Annotated in this window: 11 protein-coding genes, 19 tRNA genes and 1 pseudogene; 26 read left to right on the top strand and 5 right to left on the bottom strand. The window is 70.3% G+C overall.

What is annotated here, in order from left to right; genetic code table 11:
* The first annotated feature begins 241 nt into the window (after positions 1-241).
* On the top strand, positions 242-811 hold the full coding sequence (locus tag HJC40_RS46305; RefSeq protein ID WP_250006200.1) for an excalibur calcium-binding domain-containing protein: 570 nt from the start codon (positions 242-244) through the stop codon (positions 809-811).
* 74 nt (positions 812-885) lie between these two features.
* On the opposite strand, the gene HJC40_RS30125 is transcribed toward HJC40_RS46305, so the two are convergent.
* From HJC40_RS30125 to HJC40_RS30115, 3 genes are all read right to left on the bottom strand, one after another.
* Entirely contained in the window at positions 886-1,761 is an 876-nt protein-coding gene (locus HJC40_RS30125) for an NADP-dependent oxidoreductase (RefSeq protein WP_284043939.1), read from the bottom strand.
* Between the two features lie 349 nt (positions 1,762-2,110).
* Positions 2,111-2,632 carry a MarR family winged helix-turn-helix transcriptional regulator gene (locus HJC40_RS30120; protein WP_250006196.1) on the bottom strand — a complete coding sequence of 174 codons (522 nt, stop codon included), beginning with the start codon at positions 2,630-2,632 and terminating at the stop codon, positions 2,111-2,113.
* A complete protein-coding gene (locus HJC40_RS30115; protein ID WP_250006194.1) occupies positions 2,629-3,369 on the bottom strand; it encodes an SDR family NAD(P)-dependent oxidoreductase in 741 nt (246 codons plus the stop codon). The genes HJC40_RS30120 and HJC40_RS30115 overlap by 4 nt, the downstream gene beginning before the upstream one ends.
* Positions 3,370-3,815: 446 nt before the next feature.
* On the opposite strand from HJC40_RS30115, the gene HJC40_RS45585 reads away from it, so the two are divergent.
* The 23 genes from HJC40_RS45585 to HJC40_RS30005 all read left to right on the top strand — a co-directional run bounded on the left by HJC40_RS45585 (position 3,816) and on the right by HJC40_RS30005 (position 10,624).
* Positions 3,816-3,941, top strand: coding sequence for a hypothetical protein (locus HJC40_RS45585; protein WP_284043938.1), 126 nt, complete (start codon positions 3,816-3,818; stop codon positions 3,939-3,941).
* Between the two features lie 315 nt (positions 3,942-4,256).
* Positions 4,257-4,330, top strand: a tRNA-Trp gene (locus tag HJC40_RS30110).
* A gap of 178 nt (positions 4,331-4,508) precedes the next feature.
* Positions 4,509-4,582: transfer RNA gene (locus tag HJC40_RS30105), tRNA-Ala, on the top strand.
* 334 nt (positions 4,583-4,916) lie between these two features.
* Positions 4,917-4,992 (top strand) — tRNA-Gly (locus tag HJC40_RS30100).
* A gap of 405 nt (positions 4,993-5,397) precedes the next feature.
* A tRNA-Ala gene (locus HJC40_RS30095) sits at positions 5,398-5,470 on the top strand.
* A gap of 24 nt (positions 5,471-5,494) precedes the next feature.
* Positions 5,495-5,566, top strand: a tRNA-Asp gene (locus HJC40_RS30090).
* A gap of 11 nt (positions 5,567-5,577) precedes the next feature.
* A tRNA-Ser gene (locus HJC40_RS30085) sits at positions 5,578-5,665 on the top strand.
* Position 5,666: 1 nt separating this feature from the next.
* Positions 5,667-5,741, top strand: a tRNA-Ile gene (locus tag HJC40_RS30080).
* Positions 5,742-5,760: 19 nt separating this feature from the next.
* Positions 5,761-5,834, top strand: a tRNA-Arg gene (locus HJC40_RS30075).
* A 16-nt stretch (positions 5,835-5,850) separates the two neighbouring features.
* A tRNA-Ser gene (locus tag HJC40_RS30070) sits at positions 5,851-5,936 on the top strand.
* 1 nt (position 5,937) lies between these two features.
* Positions 5,938-6,008, top strand: a tRNA-Lys gene (locus HJC40_RS30065).
* A gap of 8 nt (positions 6,009-6,016) precedes the next feature.
* Positions 6,017-6,090, top strand: a tRNA-Arg gene (locus HJC40_RS30060).
* Between the two features lie 13 nt (positions 6,091-6,103).
* Positions 6,104-6,174: transfer RNA gene (locus HJC40_RS30055), tRNA-Lys, on the top strand.
* Positions 6,175-6,188: 14 nt separating this feature from the next.
* Positions 6,189-6,261 (top strand) — tRNA-Glu (locus tag HJC40_RS30050).
* A gap of 5 nt (positions 6,262-6,266) precedes the next feature.
* A tRNA-Asn gene (locus HJC40_RS30045) sits at positions 6,267-6,337 on the top strand.
* Between the two features lie 4 nt (positions 6,338-6,341).
* Positions 6,342-6,413, top strand: a tRNA-Val gene (locus HJC40_RS30040).
* A gap of 2 nt (positions 6,414-6,415) precedes the next feature.
* Positions 6,416-6,489, top strand: a tRNA-His gene (locus HJC40_RS30035).
* 1 nt (position 6,490) lies between these two features.
* Positions 6,491-6,577, top strand: a tRNA-Tyr gene (locus tag HJC40_RS30030).
* Position 6,578: 1 nt separating this feature from the next.
* Positions 6,579-6,655: transfer RNA gene (locus HJC40_RS30025), tRNA-Arg, on the top strand.
* 4 nt (positions 6,656-6,659) lie between these two features.
* Positions 6,660-6,737 (top strand) — tRNA-Cys (locus tag HJC40_RS30020).
* Between the two features lie 307 nt (positions 6,738-7,044).
* Complete coding sequence (locus HJC40_RS30015; protein WP_250006192.1) at positions 7,045-9,183, top strand: esterase-like activity of phytase family protein; 2,139 nt, start codon at positions 7,045-7,047, stop codon at positions 9,181-9,183.
* Between the two features lie 348 nt (positions 9,184-9,531).
* A complete protein-coding gene (locus tag HJC40_RS30010) occupies positions 9,532-10,122 on the top strand; it encodes a hypothetical protein (protein WP_250006190.1) in 591 nt (196 codons plus the stop codon).
* Between the two features lie 70 nt (positions 10,123-10,192).
* Positions 10,193-10,624, top strand: a complete 432-nt coding sequence (locus tag HJC40_RS30005; protein WP_250006188.1) for a hypothetical protein — start codon at positions 10,193-10,195, stop codon at positions 10,622-10,624.
* Positions 10,625-10,831: 207 nt separating this feature from the next.
* Here the strand turns inward: HJC40_RS30005 and HJC40_RS30000 are convergent.
* Positions 10,832-12,049 (bottom strand): annotated as a pseudogene (locus tag HJC40_RS30000) (multiprotein-bridging factor 1 family protein).
* A 197-nt stretch (positions 12,050-12,246) separates the two neighbouring features.
* Here HJC40_RS30000 and HJC40_RS29995 point away from each other — a divergent pair.
* Positions 12,247-13,614 (top strand): TrpB-like pyridoxal phosphate-dependent enzyme, encoded by a 1,368-nt coding sequence (locus HJC40_RS29995; protein WP_250006186.1) that lies wholly within the window; start codon positions 12,247-12,249, stop codon positions 13,612-13,614.
* A 25-nt stretch (positions 13,615-13,639) separates the two neighbouring features.
* On the top strand, positions 13,640-14,395 hold the full coding sequence (locus HJC40_RS29990; protein ID WP_250006184.1) for a hypothetical protein: 756 nt from the start codon (positions 13,640-13,642) through the stop codon (positions 14,393-14,395).
* Positions 14,396-14,434: 39 nt separating this feature from the next.
* Here the strand turns inward: HJC40_RS29990 and HJC40_RS29985 are convergent, their stop codons facing one another.
* Positions 14,435-15,454 (bottom strand): LacI family DNA-binding transcriptional regulator, encoded by a 1,020-nt coding sequence (locus tag HJC40_RS29985; protein WP_250006183.1) that lies wholly within the window; start codon positions 15,452-15,454, stop codon positions 14,435-14,437.
* Positions 15,455-15,503 lie beyond the last annotated feature (49 nt).

The raw sequence follows: 15,503 nt of genomic DNA, 5'->3' as shown, positions 1-15,503 counted from the left end.
GCGTAGTCGGAGCTCTTTGGCCGGCAGTGCTCGCCCGACGCGTGGGCAGATCAACGCGCAAACCGGCCACCGTGGCGTCGCCCTCGTGGCTGGTCACTTGTGTATCCCCATAGCCGGCAGGAACGTTCCCCGCGTAGCCGACCACCCAACGGTTGCAGTCGGACATTGACGCGCCGATCATCTCCACCGTCCGGCCTGACGGCTGATCGACACGGCGCGAACCCGGCACGAAGGTGATCCGGTGACGAACGAGCCGAGACCGTGGCAGCAGCCCCGCCCGCAGCCGACACCCCAGCCTGACGGGGCGAAGAAGGCCAACACCATCGCCGTGATCGCGCTCGGAGCGATAGCCCTGTCGCTGCTGGTCTGCGGTGGCGTGTTCGTCGGGCAGATCGTCACCGGCGGCCCGGAGCCGAAGGCCACCACCGCGGCGCCGCGCAACGTGGCCGCCCTGCCGACCACCGAGGCCGTGCAGGCGCCGGCTGAGACAGTTCCGACGGTTGCCGCCCCGGCGACTACGGAGGCGACGGCGACGCCCACCGTGACTGCCACCCCGAGCCGGACCCCGAGCTCAAGGCCGGCACCCTCACGCACGACGTCCAAACCTACGGTGAAGCCGACGACGAGGAAGCCCAAGCCGCGGCCGACCACCACGAAACCGAAGCCGCGCCCGACGACGAAGGCGCCGACGTCGGTGTACTACAAGAACTGCACGGCTGTGCGGAACGCCGGTGCTGACCCGATCCGGCGCGGAGATCCCGGATACGGCAAGCACCTCGACCGTGACGGCGACGGGGTGGGCTGCGAGTAGGCCAAGCAGCCGCGTGCGTCACTGCCGGCGCCGCACACGATTGGCGCCAGGCTTTGCCCTGTGGAGAGCCGGCATCAGGTGACGAGGATGAGTTTCTCCCGGGAGCCGGCCTCGAGCCGGCGATGGGCCTCGGCGGCTTCGGGAAGCGGCAATACCCGCTGTGCTCGAAGCCGCAGCTTCCCGGCCGCGAACATCTGCATGGCGTCAAAGAGTGCGGCCGCCGCCGTCTCGGGGCGCGGACCGGACAGACGTACGCCGAAATCAGCCGCACGTGGATCGGACAGCGTGACCACCCGCCCGGCGTCGCCGACCGACGCGAGAGCTTGTCCGAGTACTCCCGTTCCCGCCGCATCGATCGCCGCGTCGGCCCGGACCGCATCGCCGAGCTTCACCGGCTCGGCGCCCAGTTCGCCGGCCAGCTGCTCGTCGTGCCCGCGGACCACGCTCAGCACCCGAGCCCCGCGGGCGATCGCCAGCTGGGTCGCGATCATGCCGACCGATCCACCGCCGCCGAAAAGCAGCAGCGTCTGCCCGCTTTCCAACCGGACGTCATCGAGCACCCGGGCAGCCGCCTCGGCCGACGCAGGCAACGCGGCGGCGTCATGCCAGGACACGGACGCCGGCTTCACCGTCCAGATCCCGGCGATCGCGAACTCGGCATAGCCGCCCAGGCTCAGCAATTGCGCGGCGATCTCGTCACCCACCGACACCCCGGTAACACCCGGACCGACCATGTCCACAGTGCCTGCCGCCTCGAAGCCCAGTACACCGCCGGGCGCTGCCCCGAACGCCCGCAGACGGCCGGAACGGATCGCCAGATCGGTGGGACCGACACCGGCCGCGGCCACCTTCAGGCGCACCTGCCCAGGGCCCGGCTCGGGCCAGGCGACCTGCTGCCAGCGCAACACCTCGGGTGCCCCGAAGTCGGTCAACACAACAGCGTTCGGCATGACTCTCCTTTTTCAGAACGTTCACATGAACCCAGCTATCTGTACGGCTGGGTTTATAGAAGACGCCGGCGTAGACCCACTTTTCCTGTACCAGCAATCAGAATTCGGGTGACGGTGAATACCAATGGCGGCCACAACGCCCCGAGTCGATGCGGGCCCACCGCCTCGCATCGGATGCTCTTCACGCTCGGCGGCATTCACCGCAAGTTCAGTACTGCGTGACTCTGTTCGTCCGACACGGGTTCACCAGTCGGAGGGCGGACGGGCAGCACCGGCCAGCCGCATCACCATTGGTGGCGTCGGCGCTCGTCAGCCGTGAATCAGTTAGTCCGCCGTCGGGGGCGGACGCTCATCGACCGTCCGGCGGTGGAGGCAGCGTGCCATTTGCCAGGACGTTCGCGTAGATCTGCTCCAGCGACTCGGCCAGCGCGGGCAGGCCGGCCGGGGGGAGGTCGCCGAAGAACAGGTTCTTGACGAGTGCGGCGTGACCGGGTGCGGCACTGCGCAGCAGGCTTCCGCCGTCCTCGGTGAGCGTCACCTCAGTTACCCGGCGGTCGGCCTCGGCGGCCGTCATCGCGACCAGCCCGCGCGCCGCCATTCGCTTCACGTGATGCGACACCCGGCTCCGCTCCCAGCCCAGCTGGTTGGCGAGCGCGCTGATCGGCAACCGGTTGCCCGGGCTCACGCTCAGCCCGGTCAGCACGTCGTAGTCGGCCATCGACAGAGCGCTGTCCGCCTGCAGCTGACGATTGATCTCGTAAGTCATCCGCAGCTGCAGGCGGATCCAGGCCAGCCAGACACGTCTTTGATCGGCGTCCAGCCACGGACCATCAGTCATGGGTTCTTTTATAGTGGCTGCGGTGGTGTTCATACCTGCCGCTCGCCGCCGTCGACGTACAGTTCGGCCCCGGTCATGAAGCTCGACTGATCCGACGCGAGGAACAGGACCGCGTTGGCGATCTCCTCGGGACGACCGAGACGGTTCATCGGTACGTTGTCAGCCAGGTTCTTGAAGACCGCCTCGACCTCCGACGGGTCCGAGGCCAGTCCGGCCAGACCCGGCGTTTCGGTCGGGCCCGGCACGATGGTGTTGACCCGGATGCCCCGGTCGACGAGTTCGGCTGCCCAGGTGCGACCGAACGAACGGATCGCCGCCTTGCTCGCCGCGTACATGCCGAACGCCGGCGTTCCGCCGTCGACCGCCGTCGACCCTGCCAGCACGATGGCAGCGCCCGGGTTGAGCAGTGCCAGCGCCTTCTGCACGGTGAAGATCGTGCCCCCCACGTTGCGGTGGAAGGTCTGCTCGTAGTGTTCCCAGCTGGTGTCGCGGAGCATGGCGAAACCGCCGCCGCCGGCGTTCGCGAACAGCACGTCGAGCCCGTTGCCGCGCTCCGCGATGGCGGTGAACACCCGGTCGAGGTCAGCCGGATCGCTGACGTCGCTGCGGATCGCCACCAGCCCTTCGCCAGTCGCCGCGTCGAGCTTCTCCTGGTCGCGCCCGGTCACGAAAACCGTTGCCCCGACGCCCGCCAACCGTCGCGCGGAGGCCAACCCGATTCCGCTGGTGCCGCCGGTGACCAACGCGGTCTTGCCGTCGAGCTGTCCCATGTCAATCTCCCTGGTCCGAGTTCACGTGACATGTCATGTATAGCACCGCGAGGGAGAGGATGACATGTCACGCTTGTCACTGCGGCTTGAGTTCCGATGGTCCTGGTCCGGCAGGGCACCCGCCGGGATGCCGGCGAGGGCCGGTCAAACTCACGGCCCCGGCGCAGAAGCGGTGGCGCCGGGGGGCAGCGTCCTTTGTGGCCGTTGGCGTGCCGGTGACGATGCCCGCCCTCGGCCACGGCGGCGACCTCGCCGGCGGTGCAGGAGTCAGCGGGGAGTGGTTCGCCATGCTCTTGCGTTCGACGTGCCGGTAGATGAGTGCGCAGCGGCCACCAGCCGCTCACGCACCGCCTGTCATCGCCCGTAATTTGATTGCTGGTGTACGGCGAGCCTTCTACCGTAGTGATCAGCACCAAGGCAACACCCCAGCAACCCGGGAGCATCCGATGACGTCATGGCGAAACCTCACCCAGCGGCACCTGCCGCTCGGCGAGACCGTCATGCCCACCGGACGACCTACCTACCTGAGCGAACCCGGCCACAACCAGGCGTGGGAACGGTGGCGCCGCTAGCCTCACCCGCTAGCGACCACGCCGCCCTCCCGCACTCGGAACGGGCGGCGTTCTCGTATCCACTCCTTCCTTCCCGCATCCACCTCGATCGGAGCGACACCCGATGAATCGCCGGCACGCCGTCACCGAGCCGCAGCAGACGCTGCCGGCCATGGCTGCCTGCGCAATCCAGACGACCCGACGAGTCTGCGACGAGCAGCTCAGCAAGCCCGCACACCGGGAGGCGCCACCCAGCGCCTGAGCCCAGCGCCCAGCGCTACGGCCGCCTCCCGAACCCGGGAAGGCGGCCTTTCTGCTTTCCCAGCTCAACTCCATAGGGGCGTAGCTCAACCCGGTAGAGCACTGGTCTCCAAAACCAGCCGTTGCAGGTTCAACTCCTGTCGCCCCTGCTTCGTCCCCCGCAGCACCTTGCGGGCATGGACATGTTCCCCAGCTCCGGCCGGGGAGCTTGAGAACTCAACAGTGGAAATGGCATGAGATCAGGACCCGCCGACGCCTCCACGCGGTCGGCCTGGTCCTGGCAACACCTTTCAGCCGGTCGCCGCCCCTACGGGGCGACCGGCACATGGGGCCTTAGCTCAGTCAGGTAGAGCACGCGTTCGGCAGGCGCGAGGCCGCCGGTTCGATCCCGGCAGGCTCCACAGAGATGCGCCAGCGGGAGGGCGTAACAACCCGGCCCGCCGGCTGGTGTACCGCCCGCGGCGTTGTAGCGCCGCAGCGAGTCAACCGGGCCACTGGCATTGGGCGGCCACAACCATCCATCCAGGCGTCGGCATCCCCTTACGGAAGTGACCGCCCCTGGGACCTCGGCACCCCAAGCAGCATTCCGGAGAGCGTTGCCGGCTACACGCCCCGGCTTCGGATCGGAAGGACGCCGGTTCGAGCCCGGCCGGAGCGAGGGGCGCGTCGGGGAGACGCGGTCGGTGGGTGGTAGCTCCCCTGCCGGCGAGGACGGTCAACAGTGCCCGCGACTACGCGGCCGACGTAGCGCAGTTGGTAGCGCATCACCTTGCCAAGGTGGGGGTCGCGGGTTCGAGTCCCGCCGTCCGCTCTCAACAACAACAACATCTACAGCAGAAGGGAGGTGACCCGGGTGTCCGACGTCCTGGTCCTGAACGCCGACATGGTGCCGCTGCCCGGGTCAGCCTCCGCCACGCCGTCAAGATGCTCGTCCGCCAGGTCGCCGAGGTCAACGACCACGTCCCCGACCGCCCGATCGGCGTCTGGCCCGTGCCCACCGTCGTCCGGCTCGTCCGCTGGGTCTACACCCGGTGGCGGCACACCGGCGGCCCGGCCTGGTCCCGCCGGGGTCTAATCGGCAGGACATCGAAACCGCGGAACCGGGCAACGATCGTGACGCGCACGACGACCAGGACCGGGACGACAGCGGCCGGTCCCGCCGGCCACGGGTGGCGCCCGCGGTCACTCCGGTTCGACTCCGGACTCCCGAACACATGGGGTTGTAGCTCAGTCGGTAGAGCGTCCCGCTCGCAATGGGAAGGCCCGGGGTTCGACTCCCCGCAGCTCCACGAGCTGGCCCAGGCCAGCACCATGCCGCCGTAGCTCAGGGGGAGAGCGCTCGCTTGTCACGCGAGAGGTCGCCGGTTCGATACCGGTCGGTGGCGCGCAGCACGTTGGAGACGTCGCCTAGTGGCTATGGCGCCGCACTGCTAATGCGGTTGGGGTCACCCCCCTCGCAGGTTCGAGTCCTGTCGTCTCCGCCATGTCGTCGTGGCCAAGCTGGTGAAGGCACCTCGCTGATAACGAGGAGACGCGCAGGTTCGAGCCCTGCCGACGACACTACTGCCGACGACACCATGCCCTCGTAGCTCAGTCGGAGAGAGCACCGGATTACGAATCCGGGGGTCGCAGGTTCGAGTCCTGCCGGGGGCGCTGTCGACCGGACTTCGGAGAGTGGCGCGCGGTGGTGTGCAACCGGTCTCGAAAACCGGGCCGTCGGCAACGGCGAGGGTTCAACTCCTTCATTCTCCGCCATGCGCCGCTAGCTGAGTGGCTTAGCACCCGCCTCTTAAGCGGGGGAGCCCAGTTCGATCCTGGGGCGGCGTACACATCATGCCCTCGTAGCTCAGCCGGACAGAGCGGGCGCCTCCTAAGCGCACGGCCGGCGGTTCGACTCCGCCCGAGGGCGCAAGCACGACCGGGCCGCCGGCGCCCGAGTGGACGGGCACCGGACTTTTGATCCGGACTGTGGGCTCGCATCCCTCCGGCGGCACTCGCGGCGGACACGGAGCCGTCGACTGACAGGCCGGTCGCCGTCTTTTCAAGTCGGAAGGTGCCGGTTCACATCCGGTCGGCTCTACTCGATCCCTCGTCGTTCAATGGCAGGACAGCGGACTGTTAATCCGCCGATGCTGGTTCGACCCCAGCCGAGGGAGCAAGGCCCGATTAGCTCAGCGGGAGAGCGCCCCCTTCACGCGGGGGAGGCCGGCGGTTCGACACCGTCATCGGGCACTGTGGTCGTAGCTCAATGGCAGAGCGCCGGGTTGTGGCCCCGGAGGTGGCGGTTCAACTCCGCTCGATCACCCCAAGTGGGAGCGCCGACGATGGTGAGTCGGGCCGGCCTGTAAATCCGGTGGACGCGTCCTGAGTGGGTTCGAGCCCCACCTCCCGCACCATGCCCTCGTAGCGCAGTCGGAGAGCGCGCCGGATTCCGGATCCGGAGGCCGCAGGTTCGAGTCCTGCCGGGGGCACCACGCAGGGCCTTGGTGAGTACCAGGTGGTGCTGCGCGCCTGCAAAGCGCGTTCCGTCGCGGGGTTCGAGTCCCCCAAGGCTTCCCCGTCTCGTGCCGTTTCCGCTGTTGAGCTGCTTGGCGGCCGGGGGCTTCGGAGCCCGATCGAACTCATGATTCGAGCCGGCCCGGTTCGAGACCGGGGGTCGCCACCGTTCAGACGGCGTGTTCCGGAAGGTGGCGCACTCTTGGCGCCGGAAATCTGCGCGAGTCGACCGTACGGTAGGGAATCTGTTCACTGTGTGGTGACCATGGAGCGGCGACGATGGCACGCTGCGTTCCCGCCGTTGTTGCACGGTATCGACGTGACAACAACCTCACGACAGGTAAGAGCGGCCGCCGCAGCGACCGTCATGATCTCCGTGCTGGCGGTGGCGCCGGCCTCGCCCGCAGCCGCGGCACCCGTGCAGTCCTGCGGGCCGGATGCCTCGTTGCTCGGCTTCTCCGACGCGCTCGACAAGACGACGTTCCAGGGCACCCAGGTCGCCGGGCTGTCCGCGCTCGCGCCGACTGGGCGTTCGCGCGCGCTGGCGCTGGTCGACAACATCGGTGCCACCCCGGCCCGGATCTACGACGTCGACCTGGCCAGGAAGGCCGTCCGCGGGGTCACCTTCCTGGCTCGGCCGGACGGGACGGCGTACACGGGCACTGATTTCGACGGCGAAGGGCTCGTGGTCGAGCGGCACGGGCGGACGGTGCTGGCCAGCTCCGAGCGGGAACCGTCGATCCGGCGGTTCCGGCTCGCCGACGGCCGGGAGATCGCCTCGCTGCCGGTGCCGGCGCGGTTCCAGGTGGCCCCGGCCGGGCAGGCGGCGGTCAACCAGACCTTCGAGGCGCTGGCCGCCACCCCGGACCACCGGGTGCTCTACGCCGGCATGGAAGGACCGCTGGCCGGCGACGGCGACGGGCACCGGATCATCCGGTACGAGAACGACAAGCCGATCGCCCAGTACGCCTACCGCACCGACCCGGCCCTGGGCCTGGTCGAGCTGGTGGCACTCGGCGACGACCAGCTGCTGGCCGTGGAGCGTGGCTTCACCGCGGGTGTCGGCAACACCGTGCGGATCTACCGGGTCTCGGCGACCGGCGCGCCCGACGTGACCACCGTCGAGTCGCTGACGACGCTGACCGACCCGCGCGCCTGGCTCGGCAAGCAGCTGCTGGTCGACCTGGTGAACTGTCCTGCGTCCGGCGCGACCGCGAAGCAGCCGCAGCCCAACCCGCTGCTCGACAACATCGAGGGTGCGGCGCTCGGCGAGCGACTGCCCGGCGGCCGGCGGGTGCTGCACCTGATCTCCGACGACAACGGCAGCGCCACCCAGATCACCCGGCTGTACGCGCTGGCCGTCAAGATCCGTCCGGAGGCGACGCTGCGGGGCCGCGCGATCCTGTCCGCGACGGCCTACCAGCCCGGTCCCGTGTCCGGCACGCAGCTGGCTGCCACCCCGGTCAACGGCATCACCCCGCCGTTCCCCGGCCAGCCGATTCCCGGTTTCTCCGCGGTGATCCCGGCGTACGCCGGTGACCAGTCCGGCCGCCACCTGCTCGCCATGCCGGACAACGGCTTCGGCGCGAAGAACAACTCGGCCGACTTCCTGCTCCGCGCGTACCGCATCGACCCGGACTATCGCACCCACCAGGTGAACGTCCGCGGCTTCATCAGCTTCCGCGACCCGGACCGCAAGGTGCCGTTCCCGATCGTCAACGCCGACACCAAGGACCGGCTGCTGACCGGAGCCGACTTCGACATCGAGTCGCTGGCCCGCGACTACCGCGGCGACCTGTGGCTGGGCGAGGAGTTCGGCCCGTACCTGGTCCGCACCGACCGCAGCGGCAAGGTGCTGCAAGCTCCCATCCCGCTGCCGGACGGCGGCAAGTCACCGCAGTCGCCCGACCTGGCTTCAGGCGAGACCGCGACCGTGCCCGCCAGCCGCGGCTTCGAGGCGATGGCGGTCAGCCGGGACGGCAAGACTCTCTACCCGATCCTCGAGGGCGCCCGCACCGACGACGCCGACCAGCGCCGCCGGATCGTGTACGAGTTCGACGTGCGCGCCAACCGCTACACGAGCCGCACCTGGACGTTCCGCGTCGACGACCCGTCTCTCGTGGTGGGAGACGCCGCGGTACTGGACGGCCGGCGACTGCTGCTGATCGAGCGGGACAACGCGATGGGCCCGCAGTCCGTGGTCAAGCGTCTGGTCGTCACGGACCTCGACCAGGCTGACGCCCGCGGTGTCCTGCCGCGGCGCACCGCCGTCGACCTGATGCGCATCGCCGACCCGTCCGGCGTGTCCGCCCCGGCCCGCCCGAACGAGTACGGCGTCGGTCCGCTGTTCTCCTTCCCGTTGCAGTCGGTCGAGTCGGTCCTGCCGCTGTCCGGCGACAAGGTGCTGGTCGCCAACGACAACAACTTCCCCGGCAACGACGGCCGCATCCCGGGCCGTGCCGACGACACCGAGCTGATCGTCGTCGACGTGCCCGGACTGCGGTAGGACCTCAGGCGGAGCAGGCCGCACGACCTGCCCGCTGATCGGCGTACCTGTCCGAAGACTGGGCCGGCTCACCAGGCCGTCGACCGCACTGCTGTCGCCGCCCACCGAGACGGCTGAGGACCCGCCCGGGGTGACATCATCCCGGGCGGGTTCTGCACACACCTTCTTGTCGATCTGATCGCCGGATAGGCGAACATGCGAGCGCCGGCGTCGGCCGGAGTCCGTTCGGTGGCCGGGTCAATCGCCCGCGGCCGTAGCCGTCGCCGGGCATGGCGGTGAGCTTGCGGCCGGGGCTCAGCTACGGCGACTGATCAAGTAGTTGATCTGAGTCGGTAGGCTTCTCGATCGATGTCCAAGCAAACCGAAGACCCGTCCGAGCGACCCCACGATACGAAGAGCGGCTGGGCGTTCGCCCCACTGGTGGTGATCACCCTCGTTGCCCTGGGCATGGCTATCTTTCTGCACGCCGGCCCGGCCAGGAACGCCCAGGCGATCCGCGATGCGACGGTCGACGTCATCTGCGCGGTGAGCGGATGCAACAGCAGCGTCATGGCCGTCGCGGGGGTCCTGATGGTCCTGGTCCCGGGGGTCTGCTGGCAGTTGTTCAAGCTCTTCTGGGACGAAGACACGGTGGTGCAGGGCCACCCAGCCTGGTGGATCACCGGCTACGGCGTCCTCTGCGCGATCCTCGCGGTGTCGATCCTGTGGATGCCGGCGCCCGGCGGCCACTCGGGCCGGGGCAGCGGCCCGCCACAGGTAGAGGTCCGACCGGAAGCCGTACCCCTCGAAGATGGCATGTCCTGGGGCTTGGGCGCCTTCTTCGTCGCGATGATTTTCCTGCTGGTCGCCGACATCCGCGACGCGGAGCAGCGCACGAGACACCTCCTCGGCCTGGCACCCTTTATCCCGGCCGCCATCGTCGCCGCAGTCCTTGCTTGATCGTCGCCGCGTGGACAGCGCCACCGCCCCGTCGAGCCGATTCGCCGAACCGCCAGAACAGCAGGGAGACATGGCCACACGGGAGTTCATCCCGGTCGATCTGGACCGGATCAGCGACATCACCTACACCTGCTCGGTGTTCCGTGCCCGCAAGCGCGGCTACTTCGGCGGTGTCATCTCGTTCTCGGGCGACTACCGGCCCGGGTCGTCCGGTTCCGGTGACGCGGCGTTCATCAAGTGGAAGATCAACGAGTTCCTCGACATCGACGATCCGGGCACCGTCTACGGTCTGGTGGTCGACCTCCGGGGGCTGCGCTACGAGTGGGGCGAGGACCTCGGCGTCGCGGCCTCGCGTCTGCGTCGCGGCCGGTTGCCGCTGCTGACGGTCGTGGACCCGCATGCCCGGGCGGCCTTGGCGCACTGCATCGCCGACGACGAGATGCGTGCGGACTTCGATGCGGCGGTGGACGAGGTTGCCGAGGCCCTGGCCCGGTTGACGTAGCTGTGCGGTGGCTGGTGCGCGACGGCTGGTCACCGACCGCGGCGCGCAGGGCGGCCAGGGCTGCGTTGTGGAGCTCCTCCAGCTGCTCGCGGCTGAGGGGCGTCGGGCCGTGCGCGTCGGTCATGGCGGTCACCCTGTCGGCTGACTTGCCGCCAGGTGCGCAGTCCGCCGGCGCGGGCCAGCAGCTGTAGGCCTACAACGTCTCAGTCACCCGGTCAGGCCGACCTTGATGGCCAGTTCGCTCGCCTGCCGGCGCAGCGCCGGAGGGCCGGCGAGCAGGTCGGTGGCCATCTGGCGGGCGTAGCGGTTGAACCGGATCGTCTCCGGTGCGCTGGCGTAGGCCAGGTTGAGGGTGCCCAGGGTCGCCTCGTGTTCCCGGTTGAGGTGGTGCCCGCGGGCGACCTCGATCAGGTGCCGTGCGCGCCGGGGCCGCGACGGGATGGCGCCGGCCTGGGCGGTGGTGGCCATCCGGACGGCCTGCCCGCCTTTCTGCAGCTCGACTTCCAGGGTGACCGCGTGGGCGATCATCACCGGCTTGGAAAAGCTGGTGGCGCGCTGGTAGTAGGCGTCGGGAAGCGCCCGCACGACCCGGTCGGCCTCGGCCCAGAACCGCCAGGCGGTGCCGGCGCGGCCGGCCCGGGCCGCGGTGAACGCCGCGGCGGCGTGCAGCGCCCCGTACATGGCCAGCAGGTCCGCGTCGGCGTCCGGCAGGTGCGGGCCGATCGTGTCGAGGACGTCGTGGTTGAGGCTCTGGGCGGTGTCCCAGTCACCGGCGTCGCGGTGCGCCTCGATCGCGAACCAGCTCGCCTAGGCCAGGGCGAGCGGGTCGCCGGACTCCTGCGCCGCCAGCATGGCCCGGTCGGCCACCCGCCACAGCATGTCTCCGGCGGGCTGGTACGCCAGGAATATCTGGGCCAGGCCCAGCACGTCGGCCAGCAGGGCCTGGGCGCGGTTGCGGTCGGCGCCGGAGTGGACGCGGGCGGCCCGCTGAGCATCGCGGATCAGGTCCGGCAGCAGCGCGCCGAGGACGGTGCGGTGGTCCGGGGAGGCGTGCCGGGCCCGCCATGCCACCGCGAGGCGGGCCCCGATGTGCTCGAGCGGTGGGGCCGGCTCGTTGGTGGACAGCGCCCACCGGTTGAGGGCGTCGCGGACCGCGGGCAGGGCGGCGTGCGCGGTGCCGTTGGACAGCACCACCTGCTCGCCGGTGGTGATCAGCGCCTGTACCGGTACCTGGAGTGCCCGGGCGATCTGCCCGAGCGTGTTCAGCCTGGGCGCCAGGATGCGGCCCGTCTCGACGCTCTTGACCCAGTCAGTCGACTTGCCGAGCAGCTCGGCCAGCACCGCCCGGGTCATCCCGGCCCGCTGGCGGAGCAGCTTGATCTGCTCGCCGGTGCTCAGCGTCGGCAGCCCGTCATGTCCCTGCACGGTGGATACCTCCTGCACCAGCGTCACCGCTCACGGTACGCGGCGCGCACGCTGTTGCCGCAGACGGTGGCTCCGACGAAGTCCGTGGCCGGAGCCGGCCATGGCATCGCCTCTTTGGGTCACCCAGCCGTGCGATGCCGGTGGGTCGAGGGGGGAGGAATCCTCCCCATTGGTCACGGCACGGGCATGATCGGGGCATGAGCGACGACGTCACCAAGATTCTGTTGTCCGAATCGGAGATGCCGACCAGCTGGTACAACATCGTGCCGGACCTGCCGAGCCCGCCGCCGCCCGTTCTCCATCCGGGCACGATGCAGCCGGTCGGGCCGGACGATCTGGCGCCGCTGTTCCCGATGGCGATCATCGAGCAGGAGGTGACGACCGAGCGCCACGTGACCATCCCGCCGGAGGTGCTCGAGGTCTACCGGCTCTGGCGTCCGTCGCCGCTCTACCGCGCGCACCGGCTCGAGAAGGCGCTCGGCACGCCGGCGAAGATCTATTACAAGTACGAGGGGGTCTCGCCGGCCGGTTCGCACAAGCCCAACACGGCGGTGCCGCAGGCGTACTACAACGCGTCGGCCGGCATTCGGCGGCTCACCACCGAGACCGGCGCCGGGCAGTGGGGCACCGCGTTGTCCTTCGCCGCGGCTCAGTTCGGCCTCGAGTGTGAGATCTGGCAGGTCCGGGCCTCGTACGACCAGAAGCCGTACCGCAAACTCATGATCGAGACGTTCGGCGGGACGATCCACCCGTCGCCGTCCGAGCTGACCGCGGCCGGCCGCGCGGTGCTGGCCGCCGACCCGGACTCGCCCGGCTCGCTGGGCATCGCGATCAGCGAGGCCGTCGAGGTCGCCGCGCAGCACCCGGACACCAACTACGCGCTGGGCAGCGTGCTCAACCACGTGCTGCTGCACCAGACCGTCATCGGCGAGGAGGCCTTGCTCCAGCTGGCCAAGGTGGGCGCCGTCCCCGACGTGATCGTCGGCTGCACGGGCGGTGGCTCCAACTTCGCCGGGCTCGCCTTCCCGTTCCTGCGCGAGAAGCTGGCCGGCCGGATGGCGCCGGTGATCCGCGCGGTCGAGCCGGCCTCCTGCCCGTCGCTGACCAAGGGCGTGTACGCCTACGACTTCGGCGACACCGCCGGGATGACGCCGCTGATGAAGATGCACACGCTGGGCCACGACTTCATCCCCGACCCGATCCACGCGGGCGGGCTGCGCTACCACGGCATGGCCCCGCTGATCTCGCACGTCTACGAGCTGGGCCTGATCGAGGCGGTCGCCAAGAGCCAGCGGGAGTGCTTCGAGGCCGGCGTGACGTTCGCGCGCACGGAGGGCATCATCCCGGCGCCCGAGCCGACCCACGCGCTCGCGGCCTGTGTCGAGGAGGCGCTTCGCTGCAAGGAGACCGGCGAGCCCAAGGTCATCCTCACCGCGCTGTGCGGGCACGGCCACCTCGACCTGCCCGCGTACGGGAAGTTCCTGTCGGGGGAGATGACCGACCACGCGCTGTCCGGCGAGGCGGTCGAGGCCGCCCTGACCCGGCTCCCCGCCGTGCCGGCCTAGGAGCGGGCGCGGATACAGTCGATCGGTGTCCCAGGGTCCCCGTCGGCTGAGCGCGCACCGGATGGCGCTCGCGCTGGCCCTGGTCGCCGCCGGACCGCCCCTGGTGGTCCACAACGGCTGGCCGGGGCTGGTCGTCGCGTTCGTCGCGACCGCCTACGCCACCTATCTGCTGCTCGGCAAGCGCTGGCCCCGGCGTCCGGCCGCCCGGCGAGCGCGGCCGACCGCCGTGGCGGCCCTGGCCCGCGCGCTCGGCCGGCTGCTGGCCGCGGACGGCTTCGAGCCGGACCGGTACGTGTTCCGGCGCCACAACGCGGCCGGCGACGCGCTGATCGTCGACCTCCAGCCGTTGCCGCCCGTGACCACCGGAGAGACCCGGTTCGCGGTTCACGTGGGGTTCCTGCTCGCGCCGTACTGGGAGTGGGAGAAACGGTCGCTCGGCCTGCCGCCGGAGAAGCGGCCGGACATGTCCCACGTGAACTGGACGCAGTCGGTCACCCCGGCCGACTGGTCGGAGGACGAGTGGGTGATCACCGACGAGGCCGAGGCGCCGGCCGTGGCCCGCCGGGTGTACGAGCGGCTGCCCGACCTGGCCCTGTGGCTCGACCGCGATCTGCTGTGGCGGGCCGCCGCGGGCGGCTCGACCGAGCTCGGCACCGTCTCCGAGTCGATGAGGCTATGGCTGCTCGTGGAGCGCGGCCAGTCCGACGAGCTGCGCGAGATGCTCGACGACGACGAGACCGACCGGGCGATCTGGGAGTACGCCGACCGTCAGGCGGACTGACGCCGGACGCGACGGTCCGGCTGACGCCGGCCGCGGCGGTCAGGCGGAGTGCCGCCAGACGACGGGGGAGTCGAGCACGACGCTGGACTCGACCGGTTCGACGCCGGCGATCTGGCGCAGCACCAGCTCGGCGGCGTTGTGGCCCAGTTCCCGGGCCGGCTGGTGCACGGTGGAGAGCTGCGGCTGGGTGCGCAGCGCCCACGAGCTGTCGTCGAAGCCGACCAGCCCCACGTCCTCGGGCACCCGCCGGCCGACCTCGCGCAGCGTCTCGAGGGCGCCGGCCGCGATCGCGTCGGAGGCGGCGAACACCCCGTCGATCGCCGGTTCCCGGTCGAGCAGCGCCCGCATGCCCTTCACGCCGTACGCGTAGTCGTACAGCGGCACGTCGGCGACCAGGCCGGGATCGAACCGGTCGCCCAGCGCCTGCTGGAACCCGGCGAGCCGGTCGGCGCCGGAGTCCCGGTCGAGCGCCGCCGCGATCATCCCGATCCGCGTGCGCCCGGTCGCCATCAGCCGGCGGGTGACAGCCCGGGCCGACCCGACGTTGTCGATGCCGACGTACGGGATGGTCCGCGCGAGGTCGGGCGGGTGCCCGACGAACGTCGCCGGCAGCCCGATCTCGGCGATGAGCCGGATGATCGGGTCGTGCGACCGCGCCGACACGATGATCGCCCCGTCGACGAACCCGCCGCTGAGGTAGCGCCCGACCCGCTGCATGTCCCGGTCGGAGTCGATGACCAGGCTGACCATCTGGTGGTCGGCCAGCGACAGCGCCGCGTTGGCGCCCAGCATGATCGCGCCGATGTTGGGGTCCTCGAGCAGCAGCGAGTGCGGCTCGAGGGCGAGGAAGCCGACGGCTTGCGAGCGCCGCCGGGCCAGGTTGCTGGCCGCGCGGTTGGGCACGTAGCCGACCCGGGCGATGGCCGTCTCGATGGCCGCCCGGGCGTCGGCCGACACATAACCGCCGTTGAGCACCCGGTTGACCGTCCCCCGGGACACGCCGGCCGCCGCGGCCACGTCATGCACGGTGGCGCGGCGCGCTTTCCTGGGCCCGGTCACGGCCAACACTGTAACGGCCGTCGGGGACCGTGACAGTCAGCCGGTTCAC

The organism is Actinoplanes sp. M2I2, from assembly GCF_023544445.1.
In the GTDB taxonomy this organism is placed as follows: Bacteria; Actinomycetota; Actinomycetes; order Mycobacteriales; family Micromonosporaceae; genus Actinoplanes.
This window is presented reverse-complemented; position numbering and strand designations above follow the sequence as displayed.